We start from the raw sequence: 16,499 nt of genomic DNA, 5'->3' as shown, positions 1-16,499 counted from the left end.
AGACGTCTTGCTCACAGCCAGCCGTTCGACGCGCCACAAGCGCGCGACGACCCTGCATCCGACGGACCGGGAGGCTCCCCGTGCCTAGGCGGCTCCCCACACTCCGCACGCTCCGCGACGGCCTGGTCGCACTCGGCCTGCTCGCCGCGACCCTGACCGGCGTCGCCGCCGCAGCACCCGCCGCGACCGCCGAGACCACGGCCGACCAGTCGATCATCGCCTGGGTCCGCGTGCAGGGCACCAACGAGAACCTGGTGGGGGTGACCGTCGAGCTCGGCGGCGACGCCACCGCGACCCTCACCACGGGCGACGACGGCCGCGCCGTCTTCCCGCTCGAGGAGGCCGGCACCTTCAGCGTGGCGGTCGACGAGGAGACGCTCCCCGCCGACAAGGGCTACCCGGCAGCGGGGCAGAACCCGAAGCAGGTGACGATCGTCTCCTCGCAGAACCAGATCGTGAACTTCATCGTCTCGACGGCCAACCCGATCGGCACGGGCGCGAGCGCTCCGGTCCCGACCGACTCCGCCGCCCCCACGAACCCCGCCACCGAGGGCACCACGGGCAACGACGCGACGAACCCCGACGGGACCTCGACCGCGGCGAACCAGCCGGTCACGGCGAACACCTTCTGGATCATCTTCTGGCCCAAGGTCGTCACCGGCCTGATCTTCGGACTCCTGATCGCCCTCGCGGCGATCGGCGCCTCGCTGATCTACGGCGTCACCGGGCTGAACAACTTCGCCCACGGCGAGCTGGTCACCTTCGGCGCGCTGATGGCGTACCTCTTCTCCGGCGTCTTCGGGCTGCCGGCGCTGCTGGCGATCCCGATCGCGGTGATCCTCGGCGGGGTGTTCGGCTTCGCGCAGGACGGACTCCTCTGGAAGCCCCTGCGCAAGAGGAACATCCAGCTCATCCCGCTGATGATCGTGACGATCGGCCTGTCGCTCGCGCTGCGCTACACCTTCGTCTTCTTCTTCGGCGCGGACCGGCTCTCCCTGCCGAACAGCACGGCGCCGTTCTTCACGGTCCCGGCGCTCGGCATCAGCCTGAAGTTCACCGACCTCGTCGGCGCGGCCGTCGGCATCGTCTGCATCGTCGGCGTCGCCCTGCTGCTCACGAAGACCAAGATCGGCAAGGCGATGCGCGCGGTGTCCGACAACCGGGCCCTCGCCTCCGCCTCCGGCATCAACGTCGAGCGCGTCATCCGCGTGGTCTGGGTGCTCTCCGGAGCCCTCGCCGCACTGGCCGGCGTCTACATCGGCTACTACCAGTCGCTGCGCTGGGACACCGGAGCGTCGATCCTGCTGCTGATCTTCGCGGCGATCACGCTCGGCGGACTCGGCTCCGCCTACGGAGCGCTGGTCGGCTCGCTCATCATCGGCCTGATGATGAACATCTCGACGATCTGGATCCCGGAGAACCTCAAGTACGTGGCTCCGCTCGTCCTCATGATCATCATCCTGCTGGTCAGACCGCAGGGCATCCTCGGTCGCAAGGAACGGATCGGCTGACACCATGAACCTCAACTTCATCTGGCTGGCGATCGGGCAGATCGTCGATCCCACCGTCGCCGCCTACGCGCTCGCGACCATCGGCCTGGTCATCCACTTCGGATTCACCGGCCTCCTCAACTTCGGCCAGGCCGGCTTCATGGCGGTGGGCGGCTACGCCTTCGCCATCACCTCGGTCAAGTTCGAATGGCCCGTCTGGGGCTCCCTGCTCGCGACGATCGTCGCGGCGACTCTCTTCGCCCTCATCCTCGGCATCCCGACGCTGAGACTGCGGGCGGACTACCTCTCGATCGTCACGATCGCGGCGGCCGAGATCGTCCGGCTCTCGGTCAAGACACCGGAGTTCTCGGCGGTGACCGGCGGCTCGGAGGGCATCAACGGCGCGGCGAAGGCGTTCAACGACCTCAACCCGCTGCCGGAGGGGCGCTTCGGGATCGGGATCCTCACCTACAACCAGGACCAGTGGTGGGTCCGCATCGTCGGCTGGGGCCTCGTGCTCCTGGCCTGCCTGCTGGTCTTCCTGCTGATGCGCAGCCCCTGGGGCCGCGTCATCAAGGGCATCCGCGAGGACGAGGACGCCGTGCGCTCGCTCGGCAAGAACGTCTTCTCCTACAAGATCCAGGCGCTGATCCTCGGCGGCGTGCTGGGCGGCCTGGCCGGAGCGCTGTTCATCCTGCCGCGCTCGCTGCAGCCCGACAACTACGGCACCCAGCTGACGTTCTTCCTCTACACGATCATGCTGCTGGGCGGTGCCGCGACGGTCTTCGGGCCGGTCGTCGGCTCGATCATCTTCTGGGTCGTCCTCGGTCTGACCGACGGACTGCTCACGCTCGGGATCGACACCGGGGTCCTCAACAACGACCTCATCAAGCTCACCACCGTGCAGACCGGACCGATCCGGTTCATCGTGGTGGGTGTGGCCCTCATGCTCCTGGTGATCTTCAGACCCCAGGGCATCTTCGGCAAGAAGAAGGATCTGCACTTTGCCTAAAACGCCGGTCTCGGACATCACCGAGCAGGAAATCGTCCCCGGGGTCGTCAAGAAGGACCCCATCCTCGTCGCCGACGGCGTCAGCCGCCGCTTCGGCGGCCTGACCGCGGTCGACGTCGCCCACGTCGAGATCCCGCGCGGCTCGATCACCGCGCTGATCGGCCCGAACGGCGCCGGCAAGACCACGTTCTTCAATCTGCTGACGGGCTTCGACAAGCCCAACACCGGGCGCTGGAACTTCAAGGGCAAGAACCTCGCGAACGTCCCCGCCTACAAGGTGTCCCGGATGGGCATGGTCCGCACGTTCCAGCTCACCAAGGCCCTCGGCGGCATGACGGTGCTCGAGAACATGCTCCTCGGCGCCAAGGGGCAGAAGGGCGAGAACATCCTCACCTCGCTCATCCGGCCGCTGTGGTCGAAGGAGGAGGAGTCGATCGAGAACCGCGCGATCCGGCTGCTGGAGAAGTTCAAGCTCGACACCAAGAAGGACGACTACGCGTCCAGCCTCTCGGGCGGTCAGAAGAAGCTGCTCGAGATGGCGCGCGCCCTGATGTCGGAGCCCGAGCTGGTCATGCTCGACGAGCCGATGGCGGGCGTGAACCCGGCGCTGACGCAGTCGCTGCTGGGCCACATCGTCAACCTGAAGGACGAGGGCATGACCGTGCTCTTCGTCGAGCACGACATGCACATGGTCAACACCATCGCCGACTGGGTGATCGTGATGGCCGAGGGCAAGGTCGTCGCCGAGGGACCGCCCTCGACGGTGATGAACGACCCCGCGGTCATCGACGCCTACCTCGGCGCGCACCACGACACCGACCTCGGCACCATCGAGGGCCAGCTCGAGGTGGCGGAGGAGATGGACTCGGACCTCGTCCGCGAGGACGTCGAGAAGCGGGCCGAGGCGGCCGGCGTCGACGTGCACCCGCACCACGACGACGCGCCCGCCGCTGCGCCCTCCCCCGCCGTCGCGCACGCCGTGGACGCCGCCCCCGCGACGGCCGCCCCCGCGGACGGCGCACCGACGAGCATCGCGCCGACCACCGACGCGCCCGCCGTCGACTTCGGAAAGGACGAGAAGTGACCCAGAACACGCTCGAGACGCACGATCTCCACGCGGGGTACGTGCCGGGAGTCAACATCCTGAACGGGTCGAACGTCTACGTGAAGAAGGGCGAGCTCGTCGGCATCATCGGCCCGAACGGTGCCGGCAAGTCGACGCTGCTCAAGGCGATGTTCGGGCTGGTGAACATCCGCCAGGGAACGGTCCTGCTGAACGGCGAGGACATCACCGGCTTCAAGGCCGACAAGCTGGTCTCCAAGGGCGTCGGCTTCGTGCCGCAGAACAACAACGTCTTCCCGTCGCTCACCATCGAGGAGAACCTCGAGATGGGCATGTACCAGAAGCCGAAGATGTTCAAGGACCGCCTCGAGTTCGTGACGGAGCTCTTCCCCGAGCTGACCAAGCGCCTCAAGCAGCGCTCCGGCTCGCTCTCGGGCGGCGAGCGCCAGATGGTCGCGATGTCGCGGGCCCTGATGATGGACCCGTCGATGCTGCTGCTGGACGAGCCGAGCGCCGGTCTCTCGCCGATGCGCCAGGACGAGACCTTCGTCAACGTCCAGCGGATCAACCGCGCCGGCGTCTCGATCATGATCGTCGAGCAGAACGCCCGCCGCGCGCTGCAGATCTGCGATCGCGGCTACGTGCTCGACCAGGGCCGCGACGCCTACGAGGGTCCCGGCCGCGAGCTGATGAACGATCCGAAGGTGATCGAGCTCTACCTCGGCACGCTCGCGACGACCAACGAGGTCACCACGAGCACGCCCACCGTCGGCGGCTGAGGCCGCCGCACCCCCGGGCCCGTCACCCGCCGAGAGGCGGGGGCGGGCCCGTCGTCGTCGAGGAGGAGGACCGGATGCGCCGCCGCGCCGCTCTGATCGTCGTCGCGCTCGCGGCGGGGCCCCTCTCCGGCTGCGCACCCGGGCCGGTCTCGGAGCTGCCGGCGGGCGTCTCCGTCGGCGTGCAGCAGAACCGCGACGACTACGGTCCCCGCCGGCTCGAGGTCCTGGTGACCAACACCGCCGACGAGCCCCTGGACGTCTGGGAGGCGCGGCTCGACTCCCCCGCCTTCACCGACCCGGCCGCCACCGACGGCCCGACCACGGTGCGCCCGGGGACGACGACCGCGCTCCGGCTGCAGCTCGCTCCCCCGGACTGCGCGGACCCCGGCGCGGACGCCCGCGTGCGGCTCGCCTTCACGCAGGGCGGGGTGTCGGGGACGGCCGTGGTCGCGCCGGACGATCCGCTCGGCAGCCTGCCGCGCATCCACGCCGAGGACTGCCTCGCGCAGCGCGTGGCGGCGGTGGTGTCGATCGTGCCCGGAGACGCCGTCACGGTGGCGCAGGAGGGCGGAGAGCCCGTCGCGCACCTGGAGGTCGTCCTGTCCCCCACGGGGGCGGACGGAGGCGTCTCGATCGCGGCGATCGGCCGGACGATCCTGCTCCGGCCCGCCTCGGGAGCGGACGCCTGGCCCGTCGGCGTGCGCATGGACGCCGACGCGGACGCCGCCCGCGTCGACCTCGCGATCCTGCCGAGCAACTGCAACACGCACACCGTCTCGGAGGACAAGCGCGGCACGTTCCTCCCGGTCGCCGTCACGCTCGACGACGGCACGTCGGGAGTCGTCGCGGTCGGCGTCTCCGACGCCGTGCGCGGGGCGCTCTACCGCTTCATCGCCGAGGACTCCTGCCGCTGGCAGTGACCACCGGCGCCTCACGGACATCGAGTCTCTCTCTGCGCTGGGACCCCCCGCCCGAGGGTCAGGACAGCGGCCGCCGTGCCGTAATTTTGGGGACAAGAAACATCGGCGCCGACACCTCGACCGGACTCCTCTCCCCCTGATCAGGGCCGGATTCCCGCCCCCCTCGGCACCGATTCCTTCCCCTTCCGCGTCCCCTCCCGGCGCCGCGGTCCCCGTCTTCGAAGGAGCCGACCCATGAAGAGCTACACCCCCGCACCCGTCGCCCTCGGCGCGACCTTCGGCACCGGTGCGATCGGCGACTACGAGCGCTGGTCCGTGGTCGGCGTCTACGCGCAGGTCGTCATCGCCGAGACCACCGGCGGCAAGCGCCGCAACTACAGCCGCTCGTTCGTGACCTACCGCCTGGCCCAGGAGGCGGAGCTCCTCCGCGCCTCCTGAGGCCGCACCGCCACGTCGTCGAGCGCGCGTCCCCCCGGGGGCGCGCGCTCGCTGCGTCGTACGGCGGTCTACCGGCGACCGACGCCCTCCGGCCGTGCTGGTCGAGCAGTCCCGCAGGGACGTATCGAGACCCACCGTCGTCCGGTGGGGGGATCTCGATACGCCCTCTGCGAGGGCTACTCGATCAGCATGAGCTCCCAGTCGAGCGGCCCCCTCATTCAGCATGAGTCGAGCGGCCCCAGCATGCTGGTCGAGTAGCCGCGCAGCGGCGTATCGAGACCCACCGTCACCAGCCGGGTGGATCTCGATACGCCCTCTCCGAGGGCTGCTCGATCAGCAGGGAATACCCGCGCGTGCGCCGCGTGCATGCCGCGGAGTCATGCTCGCGCAGCGAGACCATGCTGGTCGAGTAGCCGCGCAGCGGCGTATCGAGACCCACCGTCACCAGCCGGGTGGATCTCGATACGCCCTCTCCGAGGGCTACTCGATCAGCATGAGGTCCCACCCGCCGGTCCTGCAGCGCTGAGCGCCGCGTCCGTGCCGATCGACGGCCTCCCGGGGACGACGAAGGGGCCCGGTCGGATGACCGGGCCCCTTCGCGCGTCGCGGCCGGAGCCGCAGGCGGGGTGCTAGTTCAGCGAGCCGTCGACGGTCTCCTCGAACGAGGTGACGTTGCCGGGGCCGTACTTGTAGATCGACACCGACGCCTCGGTCGGGTCGCCGTTCTCGTCCCACGAGATCGGGCCGGAGAGGCCGTCGTAGTCGATGTCCTCACCGTCGGCGAGCATCGTGGCGCAGTCGGCGAACGTGGTGCACTTCGTGCCCTCGGTCGAGACGTCCTGCAGGTTGTCGCGGATCGTCGCTCCGTCGGTCGCGCCGCCCTTGAGCGCGGCGAGCGCGGCGAGCACCGTGGCGTCGTAGGACTCGGGGGCGTAGCTGAACACCGTCAGCGCGTCGTTCCCCTGCTCCTCGACGAGAGCCTGGAGGTTCGACTGGAACTCGTCGGACGCCTGCACACCGGGGTTGGTGAACTGGGCGCCGTCGATGTCGACGTTGGTGTCCGCATCGGTGATGACGCCGTAGTTGCCGTCCGTGCCGTAGAGGTTCGCGAAGTCGAAGCCCTTGGCCGCGAGCTGCTCCGCGATCGTGGTGATCTCGTCGAACGAGATGACGACGAGCGCGTCCGGGTTCGGGGCGAGCAGCGAGGTCAGCGCCGAGTTGAAGTCGGTCGAGGCCGGCTCGAAGATCTCCTCGGCCGCGACGGTCGCGCCGCCCGCCTCGAGGGTCTCCTTGATGTTCGACTCGAGGCCGGTGCCGTACGCGTCGTTCAGGTACAGGATCGAGACGTTGGTCTTGCCGTCGCCGAGGATCTTGTTGCCGAGGATGCGGCCCTGGAGCACGTCCGAGGGGGCGGTGCGCCAGTAGTAGCCGTCGTCGTCGTAGGTGGTGAAGTCCGGCGAGGTGTTGGCCGGCGAGATCTGGACGACGCCCGCCTGGGTCACCTGGTCGATGAACGTCTTCGAGACGCCCGAGGAGGCCGCACCGATGATGACGCTCGCGCCGTCGGCGATCAGCGAGGTCGCGGACTGCGTCGCGATGTCCGTCGTGGTGTCGCCGGAGTCCTTCTGCTCGACATCGATGGTGAGGCCGGCAGCGGCGTCGTTGATGTCCTTGACCGCGAGGTCGACGCCCGCGATCTCGGGCGGGCCGAGGACGGCCAGGGTGCCGGTCTGCGGGAGGATCGTGCCGATCTTCAGGGACAGGTCGCCGGACTCGCCGCCGTCGGTGCCCGCGTCTCCGCCGCCGCCGCTGGCGCAACCGGCGAGGACGAGAGCGCTGGCGCCCAGGAAGGCGACCCCGCTCAGGGTCGCCCGGAGGGATCGCGTACGGGCCGTCCCGGCCTTCGCGTGAACGCGCATGTTTCTCCTTGAGAGGTTCTGTCGTGGGAGCGGTGCCGGAGGCAACCGCTCGGCCAACCTAACCTTCGGAGAAGCCGTGAACAATACGGGGGTGTTTCAGATGCGTTTCGCGACCTGATCGTTACTTTTCGTCGTCGGAGCGCTCTCCCGCGACGCGATCCGCAGGTCCGGCCGTCATGCGCCGCCTCCGGCGCTCGGCCGAGACGAGGTCGACTGAGAAGATCGCCAGGGCCGCCCAGACGAGCGCGAAGCCGATCCAGCGCTCCGGCGGCATCTCCTCGTGCAGGAGGAAGGCGCCGACGACGAACTGCAGCACCGGCGTCAGGTACTGGATGAAGCCGACGATCGAGAGCGGCAGCCGCCGGGCGGCGCCCGCGAAGAGCAGCAGCGGCACGGCGGTGACGATGCCGGCCGAGGCGAGGATGAGCGCGTGCCCCGTGCCCTCCGTCGCGAGCGTCAGCCCGACCGTCGAGCCGACGACCAGCAGCTGCACGATCGCGAGCGGCGTGAGCCAGAGCGTCTCGAGCGTGAGACCGCTGACCGCGTCCATCCGGCCGCCGACCCGGCTCTTCACCAGGCCGTAGAGGCCGAAGGAGAAGGCGAGCGCGAGCGAGACCCAGGGGAAGGAGCCGTAGCCGACGGCGATCACGAGGACGGCGACGGCGCTGATCGCCATCGCGACCCACTGCGCCCGCCGCAGCCGCTCGCGCAGCACGATCACGCCGAGCAGCACCGTGACGAGCGGGTTCATGAAGTAGCCGAGGGCCGCCTCGATCACGTGGCCCGTGGTCGTCGCGATGACGTAGACCTGCCAGTTGATGTAGATCAGCACACCGGCGATCGCCATCACGCCGAGCAGCCGCGGCTCGCGGAAGAGCGCCGCGAAGCCGCGCCAGCTGCGCGTCACCGTGAGCAGGAGCAGGCAGAAGACCAGCGAGAAGAGCACGCGCAGCGCGACGATCTCGAACGGCGAGGCGGGGGCCATCGCGATGAAGTAGAGCGGCATCGCGCCCCAGAGCAGGTAGGCCGCGAAGCCGAACCAGAGGCCGGTCGACGACAGCGCGCCGCCGGCGCCCTTCACGGGCAGGGCCTCGACGCCCTCGCCGGCCGCGGCGTCGCCCGTCGTCGGCGAGGCGGGATCGGCGGGGAGGCGGGAGGCGGGCACCCGTCCGATGCTACGCAGGGCCGGCGCCCGCGGACCGCCCGGAACGGTCACCGGACGTCAGGATCAGGCCACCGGTCGCGAAGAGGACCGGGCGCACGACGAAGGGCCCGGCGACTCTCGTCGCCGGGCCCACTGCGCTGGAAGACGAAGGGCCCGGCGACTCGCGTCGCCGGGCCCTTCGGGGATCCGTCTCTAGCGGACCACGACCGCGAGGACGTCGCGGGCGGAGAGGACCAGCAGGTCGTCCCCACCGAACTTGACCTCGGTTCCGCCGTACTTGGAGTAGATGACCTTGTCACCGACGGCCACGTCGAGCGGGACGCGGTTGCCGTTGTCGTCGATGCGGCCGGGGCCGACGGCGACGACTTCGCCCTCCTGGGGCTTCTCCTTGGCGGTGTCGGGGATGACGAGACCGGAAGCAGTGACCTGCTCGGCCTCGACCTGCTTGATGACGATGCGATCTTCGAGCGGCTTGATGGACACCGACACGGTTGACCTCTTTCTTGACGACGACGGGGGCGGAGCGCCGCCGTTGGCAGACACGCTCCGAGAGTGCTAGCTCCACTGTAGAGGCTCCGCTGGCACTCGTGCAATCAGAGTGCCAGGCAGGCGCGCCGCGTCGTGCGGAGGGCGTGGCCTAGCATGGCCGGATGCAACGCGCCGAGCTGGTCGAGCTCCTCTCCCCCGAGGGCCTCCGGCTCCTCGACTCGCTCGACGGCTACCGCGCGGACGACCTGGTGCGCGCCGTCGCCGCGCTCCGCTCCGCCGGCCACTCCCCCGGCCTGGTGTCGGCCGTGCTGACCCAGGCTCGGCTGCGGGCGAAGGCGACCGGGAAGTTCGGCGAGTTCGCCCTGTCGATGCTCTTCACGGACGCCGGGCTCGAGCAGGCGACCCGCCTCCGAGTCGCGGCGCTGCACGCCGGCCGCTTCTCCTCGGCCGGGCTCACCCGCATCGCCGACCTCGGCAGCGGCATCGGCGGCGACGCGCTCGCGATGGCCGCCATCGACCTCGAGGTGACCGCGGTGGACGCCGACGAGATCACCGCGACCCTGGCCAGCTTCAACCTCGCCCCGTTCCCCTCCGCGCAGGCCGTGCACGGCGACGCCGAGGCGTTCGACCTGGACGGCTTCGACGCCGTCTACCTCGACCCGGCCCGCCGCACCGCCGGCCACCGGGAGACCCGGCGCCTCGACGATCCCGACGACTACTCCCCCTCGCTCGACTTCGCCTTCGGCCTGGCCGAGGCGCGGCCCGTGGGCGTGAAGCTCGGGCCTGGCTTCGACCGCGAGCGGATCCCCGCGGACGCGGAGGCGCAGTGGGTGTCGGTCGACGGCGAGCTCGTCGAGACGGGCCTGTGGTTCGGTCCGCTCGCTCGGCCGGGCGTCCGCCGGTCCGCGCTCCTGCTCTCGGCGACCGGCGCCGTGGAGCTCACCGCCCCGGCCGACAGCGACGACGAGGAGGTGGGCGACCTCGGCGCGTTCGTGCACGAGCCGGACGGGTCGGCCATCCGCGCGCGCCTGCTCGGCGAGCTGGCCCGCACCAGCGGCTCGCGGATGCTCTCGCCCGGCATCGCCTACCTCACGGGCGACGAGCCGTCCGCGTCGCCGTTCCTGCGGAGTTTCCGCGTGCTCGCGGAGCTGCCCCTGGACGAGCGCACCCTCGCGCGCGAGCTGCGCGCCCGCGGCATCGGCGTCCTGGAGATCAAGAAGCGCGGCGTCGACGTCGACCCCGCGCGCTTCCGCAGGAAGCTCGGCCTGGCCGGGCGGGGTAGCGCCGTCCTGATCCTCACCAGGATCCAGGGGCGCCACCGCGCCCTGCTCGCCGAGCGCGTCTCCTGAGACCGGCCGTCGGCGCCTAGTAGCCGGAGGAGGAGGTCGCCGCGTCGAGGGCGACCACGAAGATCACGATCGTGACGGCCAGGTAGATCAGCGAGACCACGACGCCGGCGATGCCGGTGATGATCGCGGTCAGCGCGAAGCCGCGTGCTCCCGGCTCGCGACGGCGGCCGAGGAAGCCGAGCACGATCGCGGGCGCGGACAGGATGAAGCCGAAGCCCCAGCCGAAGATCGAGATCACCAGGCCGACGATGCCGAGGATCATGCCGGTGAGGCTCAGGGTCTTGGGCACCGTCGTGGGCGCCGGGACGTAGGCGTACTGCGGCGGCGCGGCGCTCGGGGCCGGCGGGAGCGGCGTCCCGTACGCGGGCGGCGGGGTGTCCTGGGCGCCCTGTCCCGGTGCCGTCGGGGTGCCACCCGAGTACGCGGGCGGGGCCGGGGGCGCCGGAGTGTCGCCGGAGTGCACCGGCGGGGCCGGGGGCGCCGGCGGCACGGGGGGAGCAGGGGGGACGGGAGGGCCCTGTCGGTCGTCGGACCCGGGCCGGCTGCTGTCGCTCATGCCTCGAAGTCTAGAACGAGGCCGCCGACCGGCTCAGGCCGGGAGGTAGCCGTCCGTCCGGAGTCCGCCGACGAAGGCCGAGTAGGCGAGAGCGCCGACCAGCAGCAGCACGAGCGCGAGGTAGCCGAGGAGGAAGCCGGCGATCGCGAGTCCGCGGCCGCGCTGCCCCGAGCGGCGCGCCTGCGCGAAGCCGACGTGCCCGAGGACGATCGCGGCGGGCGCGAGCCCGAGGATGCCGCAGATCAGGGCCGCGACGGCGAGGCCGTTCAGCGGCGGGCGCGGCGCGGGAGCACCGGGATGCGCGGAGCCGTCGAAGGCCTCCTGGCCGCTCGGGGCTCCGGGGGGAACGGCCTCCCCGGTCCAGCCGGACGCGGCACCGGCGGCCGGCGGAGCGGAGGCGGGGGACGGTGCTCCGGAGGGCGGCGCGTACCGCGGCGGCGGGGGCGGCACCGATCCCGGTGCCGGATCGCCGGTGGACTCGTCGTTCACGTCGCCCTCCTCGAGCGCTCCGCCGTCCCCGCCGTGCGGGGCGGGGCGGTGGGGATCAGTAGTTCGTCGTGCTCGCGATGCCCGCGAGGGAGAACAGCGCGACGGCGGAGATGATGGTGATGATGATCGCGACGAAGCCGATCACGACGGCGGCGATCGCGAGGCCGCGACCGCGCTCACCGGTCCGCTTGATCTGCGAGAGGGCGATGAAGCCGAGGACGATGCCGACGATCGAGACGAAGAACGAGGCGATGAAGCCGATGATCGCCAGGATGTTGTAGCGATCGGACGCGGGCGTGTACGGAGCGGTCATGGTGGATCCCCCTTGATCAGGAACGAGTGGATGCGCTCAGCGTGGCAGCGTCCCCGGAGGGCTGTCAAAACCCTGGACGGCGCTTGTGACGCGCGACGGCACTGCGGTAGAGCGCCTAGCGCACCTGGATCTCGGTGACGGGCAGCGTGGAGTCGGCGCCGAAGGAGAGGCTCGAGGGCGCGTGCCCCGCCTCGATCAGCTGCGCGCCGAGCGCCGCGATCATCGCACCGTTGTCGGTGCAGAGCGAGAGCGGGGGGATCCGCAGCGCGATGCCCGCCGCCGCGCAGCGCTCCTCGGCGAGCTCGCGGACCCGCGCGTTGGCGACCACTCCCCCGCCCAGCAGCAGCCGGGGCACCTCCCGGTCGACGCAGGCCGCGATCGCCTTGGTGAGCAGCACGTCGGCGACCGCCTCGCGGAAGCTCGCGGCGACGTCGGCGACCGGCACCGCCTCGCCCGCGTCCTGGCGCTTCTCCACCCAGCGCGCGACCGCGGTCTTCAGCCCCGAGAAGGAGAAGTCGTAGCGGTGCTTCTCCCTGTCCTTCGGGAGGGTGAGGCCGCGGGGGAAGCGGATGGCCCGCGGATCGCCGCCGGCGGCGACGCGGTCGATCTGCGGGCCGCCGGGGTAGGGCAGGCCGAGCACGCGGGCGACCTTGTCGAACGCCTCGCCGGCCGCGTCGTCGATGGTCTCGCCGAGCAGCTCGACGTCGGAGACGAGATCGCGCACGTGCAGGAGCGAGGTGTGCCCGCCGGAGACGAGCAGCGCGATGGTGGGCACCTCGACCGGACCGCCCTCGCCGCCGTCGGCGCGCAGGACGTCGGCGCCGACGTGCCCGACGAGGTGGTTGACCGCGTAGAGCGGCTTCCCGAGCGAGACCGCCAGCGCCTTGGCCGCGCCGACGCCGACCATCAGCGCCCCGGAGAGCCCGGGACCACTGGTGACCGCGATCGCGTCCAGCTCCTGCAGCGAGACGCCGGCCTCGGCGAGCGCCGTCCGCAGCGTCGGCTCGAGCGCCTCGAGGTGCGCGCGGGCGGCGACCTCGGGCACGACGCCGCCGTAGCGGGCGTGCTCCTCCATCGACGAGGCGATGGTGTTGGCGAGCAGCGTCGTGCCGCGGACGATGCCGATCCCGGTCTCGTCGCAGCTGGTCTCGATGCCGAGGACGAGCGGACCGGCGGTCATGGCGACTCCTGTCGAGAGGCGGCGATCGGCGCGCGCATCACGAGCGCGTCGACGCCGTCGGGCTGGTAGTAGGCGGGGCGGACCCCGATCTCCTCGAAGCCCTCCGAGCGGTAGAGCGACTGGGCGACGGGGTTGTCGGCGCGGACCTCGAGGAAGACCTCGCGGGCACCGCGCTCCGCCGCCGTGGCGACGAGCGCGCGCAGCAGGCGCCTTCCGAGCCCGGTGCGGCGGGCGGAGGCGAGCACCGCGATGGTCTGCACGTCGCCCTCGTGCGCGCCGACCGGGCAGAGCAGCCCGGCGTAGCCGACCAGCTCGCCCGCGTCCTCGGCGACCAGGTAGCGGGTGTGCCGGCTGCGGATCTCCTCGCGCATCATCGTGCGGGACCAGGCGTCGCTGGTGAACTCCGACTCCTCGATCGCCATGATCGCGTCGAGGTCGTGGACCGTGGCGTCGCGCAGCTCCGCGCTCACGCGGTGACCCGCTTGGGACCGGCGGAGAGCGTGACGTCGGGTGAGCGGAGGTAGAGCGGCTCGTCCGCCGCGGGGGCGCGGCCGGCCGCGCGGGTGAGCGCGGCCACGACGCCCAGCTCGGCGGCGGACACCGTCTCCGCCTCGAGGCGGGGCAGCTCGGGGAAGGGCAGCGCGGGCGGCTTGTCGAGGCCGGGACCGGCGGTGCGGACGGGCAGGCCCTGCTCGTTGAGGCCGGCGTAGGCGCTCCAGTAGAGCTCGCGGCGGCGTGCGTCGGTGACGACGAGGAAGCCGGCGGCGCGGCCGTGGCGCAGGGCGCCGAGCGCGACCGCGTCGTGCGAGACGACCGGCAGGGTGGGCACGCCGCGGCCGAACGCGAAGGCGCGGGCGGCGGCGATGCCGACCCGGAGTCCGGTGAAGGGGCCGGGGCCCATGCCGACGGCGACGGCCTCGATCGCGTCCGGGCCGATGCCGGCCGCCTCGAGGGCCTCCCGGATCAGCCGGCCGACGACCTCGGCGTGCCGCATGGTGTCGGTCTCGGTGCGCTCGGCGCGGACCGCCCCGTCGGCGCCGACGACGGCGACGGAGGTTCCGGAGGAGGTGTCGATCGCGAGCAGCACCCTGACAGGCTACCCGCGGGCGGACGGGCACCGACCGAGGAGCCCGCGGCGCTCCGCAGTCGCTCGATCGATCTCGATACGGCCTCTCCGAGGGCTACTCGATCAGCATGACCGCGGCCCTCTCCGAGGGCTACTCGATCAGCATGACGGCGGCCCTCTCCGAGGGCTACTCGATCAGCATGACCGCGGCCCTCTCCGAGGGCTACTCGATCAGCAGGCAGATCATGCTGGTCGAGTAGCCGCGCAGCGGCGTATCGAGACCCCCGTCGGCGAGACTCTCAGCGCCAGCCGGTCCCGCGGAAGCGCACCGTGCGCGGCTCGATCGGCTCCTCGCCGTCCTCGGCGTCGGAGCCGCCGGTCGGGCGCTCGATCACGATGTCGAGCCAGGACTCGGCGACGCCGTCGAGCAGACCGGCGCCCCACTCGACCACGACGACCGAGTGCTCGAGGTCGAGGTCGAGGTCGTCCAGCTCAACCGCGGAGCCGACCCGGTAGGCGTCCACGTGCACGAGCGGCGGCCCGCCGTGCATCGGCGGGTGCGTCCGCGCGATCACGAAGGTCGGGCTGGTCACCGGCCCGCGCACCCCGAGCCCCTCGCCGAGGCCGCGGGTGAAGGTCGTCTTGCCCGCGCCGAGCGGCCCGGTCAGCACCAGCAGGTCGCCCGCGCGCAGCACCCGGCCGAGGGAGCGGCCGAGCTCCTCCATCGCCTCCGGATCCGCGATCTCGACGGTGCTGTCGGCGAACCGGTCGCGCTCAGGCACGGACGCCTCCCGCGGCGCCGCCGACCGTCCTGCGCGGAACACGGTGCCCGATCCGCGTGACCAGCTCGTAGTTGATCGTGCCGCACCAGCGCGCCCACTCGTCGACCGACGGGACCCCGGTGGTCGGGTCGCCCCAGAGCGTCACCGGGTCGCCGACCGCGACGGGAGCGTCTCCGACGTCGACGACGAACTGGTCCATCGCCACCCTCCCGGCGATGCGGTGCCGGCGCCCGCCGATCGAGACCTCGGCGACTCCGGACGCGGCGCGCGGGATCCCGTCGGCGTAGCCGAACGGCACCAGCGCGAGCGTCGTCTCGCCGGCGGCCCGGTAGGCGTAGTCGTAGCTGACGCCCGTCCCCGCGGCCACCCGCCGGACTCCGGCGACGCGCCCCTGCAGGGTCATCGCGGGTACGAGGCCGAGTCCGAGCGACGTCTCGTCGTCGAACGGCGAGAGCCCGTAGACGCCGATGCCGGTCCGCACCTGGTCGAGCCGCGCCTCCGGCAGGCGGAGCGCCGCGGCCGTGGCGGCCAGGTGCACCAGCGGCGCCGGCGTCCCGTGCGCGCGCAGCACCTCCTCCGCCCGGCGCAGGAGTGCGAGCTGCGCGAGGTCCTCCTCGCGCGAGGTGTTCGAGAGGTGCGAGAACAGCCCGGTGAGCTGCAGCGAGCCGCGCGCCGCGTGGCGGAAGAGGGACTGCGCGAGCGGCCCCCACTCCGCCTCCGCGGCGCCGTTCCGGCTGAGACCGGTGTCGACCTTGAGCTGCACCGCCCCGCGCACCCCGCGGTCCTCAGCGGCCTGCGCCAGCCGGTCGAGCTGACCGACCGAGGAGACGGCGACCTCGATCCCGTGCTCGAGGGCGGTGTCGAAGTCCTGCTCGGGGTCGTGCAGCCAGCAGAGCACCGGCGCCAGGACCCCGGCCTCGCGGAGCGCGACCGCCTCGTCGAGATCGGCCGTGCCGAGCGCGTCCGCGCCGCCGGCGAGCGCCGCCTGCGCGACGGCGAGCGCGCCGTGCCCGTACGCATTCGCCTTGACGACCGCCATCAGCCGGGGCGCAGCGGTCAGCTCGCGGAGCCGCGCCGTGTTCGCCGCGACGGCGTCCAGATCGATCAGCGCCTCGCGGAAGGCGAGCGGCGCGATCACGACTCGGCCACCACGAACGCGCAAGCGACGCCGGCGTCGTGGCTCATCGAGAGGTGCACCCGCGCGATCCCGCGCGACTCCGCCGCCGCGCGCGCCGCGCCGTGCAGGACGAAGGACGGATTCCCGTGCTCGTCCCGCTCGACCACCATGTCGTGCCAGCGCGCGCCGGCCGAGTCGCCGAGCGCCTTGATCAGCGCCTCCTTCGCCGCGAACCGTCCGGCCAGCGAGGCCGTCGGCAGGTCACGTTCGCTCTCGGCGAACAGCCGCTCGCGGAGCCGGGGCGTGCGGGAGATCGCCCGCTCGAAGCGCGCGAGATCCACCACGTCCACGCCGATCCCGACGATCACGGCA

The 16,499-nt window shown here is 71.8% G+C and carries 20 protein-coding genes; 8 read left to right on the top strand and 12 right to left on the bottom strand.

What is annotated here, in order from left to right; all coding sequences use genetic code 11:
- Positions 1-80 precede the first annotated feature (80 nt).
- The 6 genes from EDF17_RS02910 (at position 81) to EDF17_RS02885 (ending at position 5,702) form a co-directional block, all read left to right on the top strand.
- Positions 81-1,511 (top strand): branched-chain amino acid ABC transporter permease, encoded by a 1,431-nt coding sequence (locus EDF17_RS02910; RefSeq protein WP_243732769.1) that lies wholly within the window; start codon positions 81-83, stop codon positions 1,509-1,511.
- Positions 1,512-1,515: 4 nt separating this feature from the next.
- The gene (locus EDF17_RS02905; RefSeq protein ID WP_123445092.1) at positions 1,516-2,502 is read left to right on the top strand and encodes a branched-chain amino acid ABC transporter permease; all 987 of its coding nucleotides are present in this window, start codon (positions 1,516-1,518) and stop codon (positions 2,500-2,502) included.
- Entirely contained in the window at positions 2,495-3,586 is a 1,092-nt protein-coding gene (locus tag EDF17_RS02900; RefSeq protein WP_123445091.1) for an ABC transporter ATP-binding protein, read from the top strand. The genes EDF17_RS02905 and EDF17_RS02900 overlap by 8 nt, the downstream gene beginning before the upstream one ends.
- A complete protein-coding gene (locus EDF17_RS02895) occupies positions 3,583-4,344 on the top strand; it encodes an ABC transporter ATP-binding protein (RefSeq protein WP_123445090.1) in 762 nt (253 codons plus the stop codon). The genes EDF17_RS02900 and EDF17_RS02895 overlap by 4 nt, the downstream gene beginning before the upstream one ends.
- Before the next feature lie 74 nt (positions 4,345-4,418).
- Complete coding sequence (locus tag EDF17_RS02890) at positions 4,419-5,264, top strand: hypothetical protein (protein ID WP_123445089.1); 846 nt, start codon at positions 4,419-4,421, stop codon at positions 5,262-5,264.
- 234 nt (positions 5,265-5,498) lie between these two features.
- The gene (locus tag EDF17_RS02885; protein ID WP_123445088.1) at positions 5,499-5,702 is read left to right on the top strand and encodes a hypothetical protein; all 204 of its coding nucleotides are present in this window, start codon (positions 5,499-5,501) and stop codon (positions 5,700-5,702) included.
- A gap of 629 nt (positions 5,703-6,331) precedes the next feature.
- On the opposite strand, the gene EDF17_RS02880 is transcribed toward EDF17_RS02885, so the two are convergent.
- The 3 genes from EDF17_RS02880 to groES all read right to left on the bottom strand — a co-directional run bounded on the left by EDF17_RS02880 (position 6,332) and on the right by groES (position 9,275).
- Positions 6,332-7,621 carry an ABC transporter substrate-binding protein gene (locus tag EDF17_RS02880; RefSeq protein ID WP_123445087.1) on the bottom strand — a complete coding sequence of 430 codons (1,290 nt, stop codon included), beginning with the start codon at positions 7,619-7,621 and terminating at the stop codon, positions 6,332-6,334.
- Positions 7,622-7,742: 121 nt separating this feature from the next.
- Positions 7,743-8,708: an EamA family transporter RarD gene (rarD, locus tag EDF17_RS02875; protein ID WP_123445365.1), complete on the bottom strand. Its 966-nt coding sequence runs from the start codon at positions 8,706-8,708 to the stop codon at positions 7,743-7,745.
- Positions 8,709-8,978: 270 nt separating this feature from the next.
- The gene (gene groES, locus EDF17_RS02870) at positions 8,979-9,275 is read right to left on the bottom strand and encodes a co-chaperone GroES (protein ID WP_068251574.1); all 297 of its coding nucleotides are present in this window, start codon (positions 9,273-9,275) and stop codon (positions 8,979-8,981) included.
- A 161-nt stretch (positions 9,276-9,436) separates the two neighbouring features.
- On the opposite strand from groES, the gene EDF17_RS02865 reads away from it, so the two are divergent.
- Entirely contained in the window at positions 9,437-10,624 is a 1,188-nt protein-coding gene (locus EDF17_RS02865) for a class I SAM-dependent methyltransferase (RefSeq protein ID WP_123445086.1), read from the top strand.
- 16 nt (positions 10,625-10,640) lie between these two features.
- On the opposite strand, the gene EDF17_RS20420 is transcribed toward EDF17_RS02865, so the two are convergent.
- From EDF17_RS20420 to tsaB, 6 genes are all read right to left on the bottom strand, one after another.
- Positions 10,641-11,180, bottom strand: coding sequence for a DUF4190 domain-containing protein (locus tag EDF17_RS20420; protein WP_159423392.1), 540 nt, complete (start codon positions 11,178-11,180; stop codon positions 10,641-10,643).
- Positions 11,181-11,213: 33 nt separating this feature from the next.
- Complete coding sequence (locus EDF17_RS02850) at positions 11,214-11,669, bottom strand: DUF4190 domain-containing protein (RefSeq protein ID WP_123445083.1); 456 nt, start codon at positions 11,667-11,669, stop codon at positions 11,214-11,216.
- A 55-nt stretch (positions 11,670-11,724) separates the two neighbouring features.
- Entirely contained in the window at positions 11,725-11,982 is a 258-nt protein-coding gene (locus tag EDF17_RS02845; protein WP_123445082.1) for a DUF4190 domain-containing protein, read from the bottom strand.
- A gap of 115 nt (positions 11,983-12,097) precedes the next feature.
- Positions 12,098-13,162, bottom strand: a complete 1,065-nt coding sequence (gene tsaD, locus EDF17_RS02840) for a tRNA (adenosine(37)-N6)-threonylcarbamoyltransferase complex transferase subunit TsaD (protein WP_123445081.1) — start codon at positions 13,160-13,162, stop codon at positions 12,098-12,100.
- Positions 13,159-13,632 (bottom strand): ribosomal protein S18-alanine N-acetyltransferase, encoded by a 474-nt coding sequence (rimI, locus tag EDF17_RS02835; RefSeq protein ID WP_243732768.1) that lies wholly within the window; start codon positions 13,630-13,632, stop codon positions 13,159-13,161. The genes tsaD and rimI overlap by 4 nt, the downstream gene beginning before the upstream one ends.
- The gene (tsaB, locus tag EDF17_RS02830) at positions 13,629-14,249 is read right to left on the bottom strand and encodes a tRNA (adenosine(37)-N6)-threonylcarbamoyltransferase complex dimerization subunit type 1 TsaB (protein WP_123445080.1); all 621 of its coding nucleotides are present in this window, start codon (positions 14,247-14,249) and stop codon (positions 13,629-13,631) included. Before tsaB ends, rimI begins: the two co-directional genes overlap by 4 nt.
- 107 nt (positions 14,250-14,356) lie before the next feature.
- Between tsaB and EDF17_RS20415 the strand changes: the two genes are divergently transcribed.
- The gene (locus EDF17_RS20415) at positions 14,357-14,488 is read left to right on the top strand and encodes a hypothetical protein (protein ID WP_260321473.1); all 132 of its coding nucleotides are present in this window, start codon (positions 14,357-14,359) and stop codon (positions 14,486-14,488) included.
- A gap of 39 nt (positions 14,489-14,527) precedes the next feature.
- Here EDF17_RS20415 and tsaE read toward each other — a convergent pair whose 3' ends face one another.
- From tsaE to EDF17_RS02815, 3 genes are read right to left on the bottom strand one after another with little or no spacing between them, the layout of a single operon-like run.
- Positions 14,528-14,953, bottom strand: coding sequence for a tRNA (adenosine(37)-N6)-threonylcarbamoyltransferase complex ATPase subunit type 1 TsaE (gene tsaE / locus EDF17_RS02825; protein ID WP_123445363.1), 426 nt, complete (start codon positions 14,951-14,953; stop codon positions 14,528-14,530).
- Between the two features lie 49 nt (positions 14,954-15,002).
- Positions 15,003-16,148, bottom strand: coding sequence for an alanine racemase (gene alr / locus EDF17_RS02820; RefSeq protein ID WP_123445079.1), 1,146 nt, complete (start codon positions 16,146-16,148; stop codon positions 15,003-15,005).
- Complete coding sequence (locus EDF17_RS02815; RefSeq protein WP_123445078.1) at positions 16,145-16,495, bottom strand: holo-ACP synthase; 351 nt, start codon at positions 16,493-16,495, stop codon at positions 16,145-16,147. Before EDF17_RS02815 ends, alr begins: the two co-directional genes overlap by 4 nt.
- Positions 16,496-16,499 lie beyond the last annotated feature (4 nt).

The sequence above is a fragment of the Rathayibacter sp. PhB1 genome (genome assembly GCF_004362935.1).
Taxonomy (GTDB): domain Bacteria; phylum Actinomycetota; class Actinomycetes; order Actinomycetales; family Microbacteriaceae; genus Rathayibacter; species Rathayibacter festucae.
This window is presented reverse-complemented; position numbering and strand designations above follow the sequence as displayed.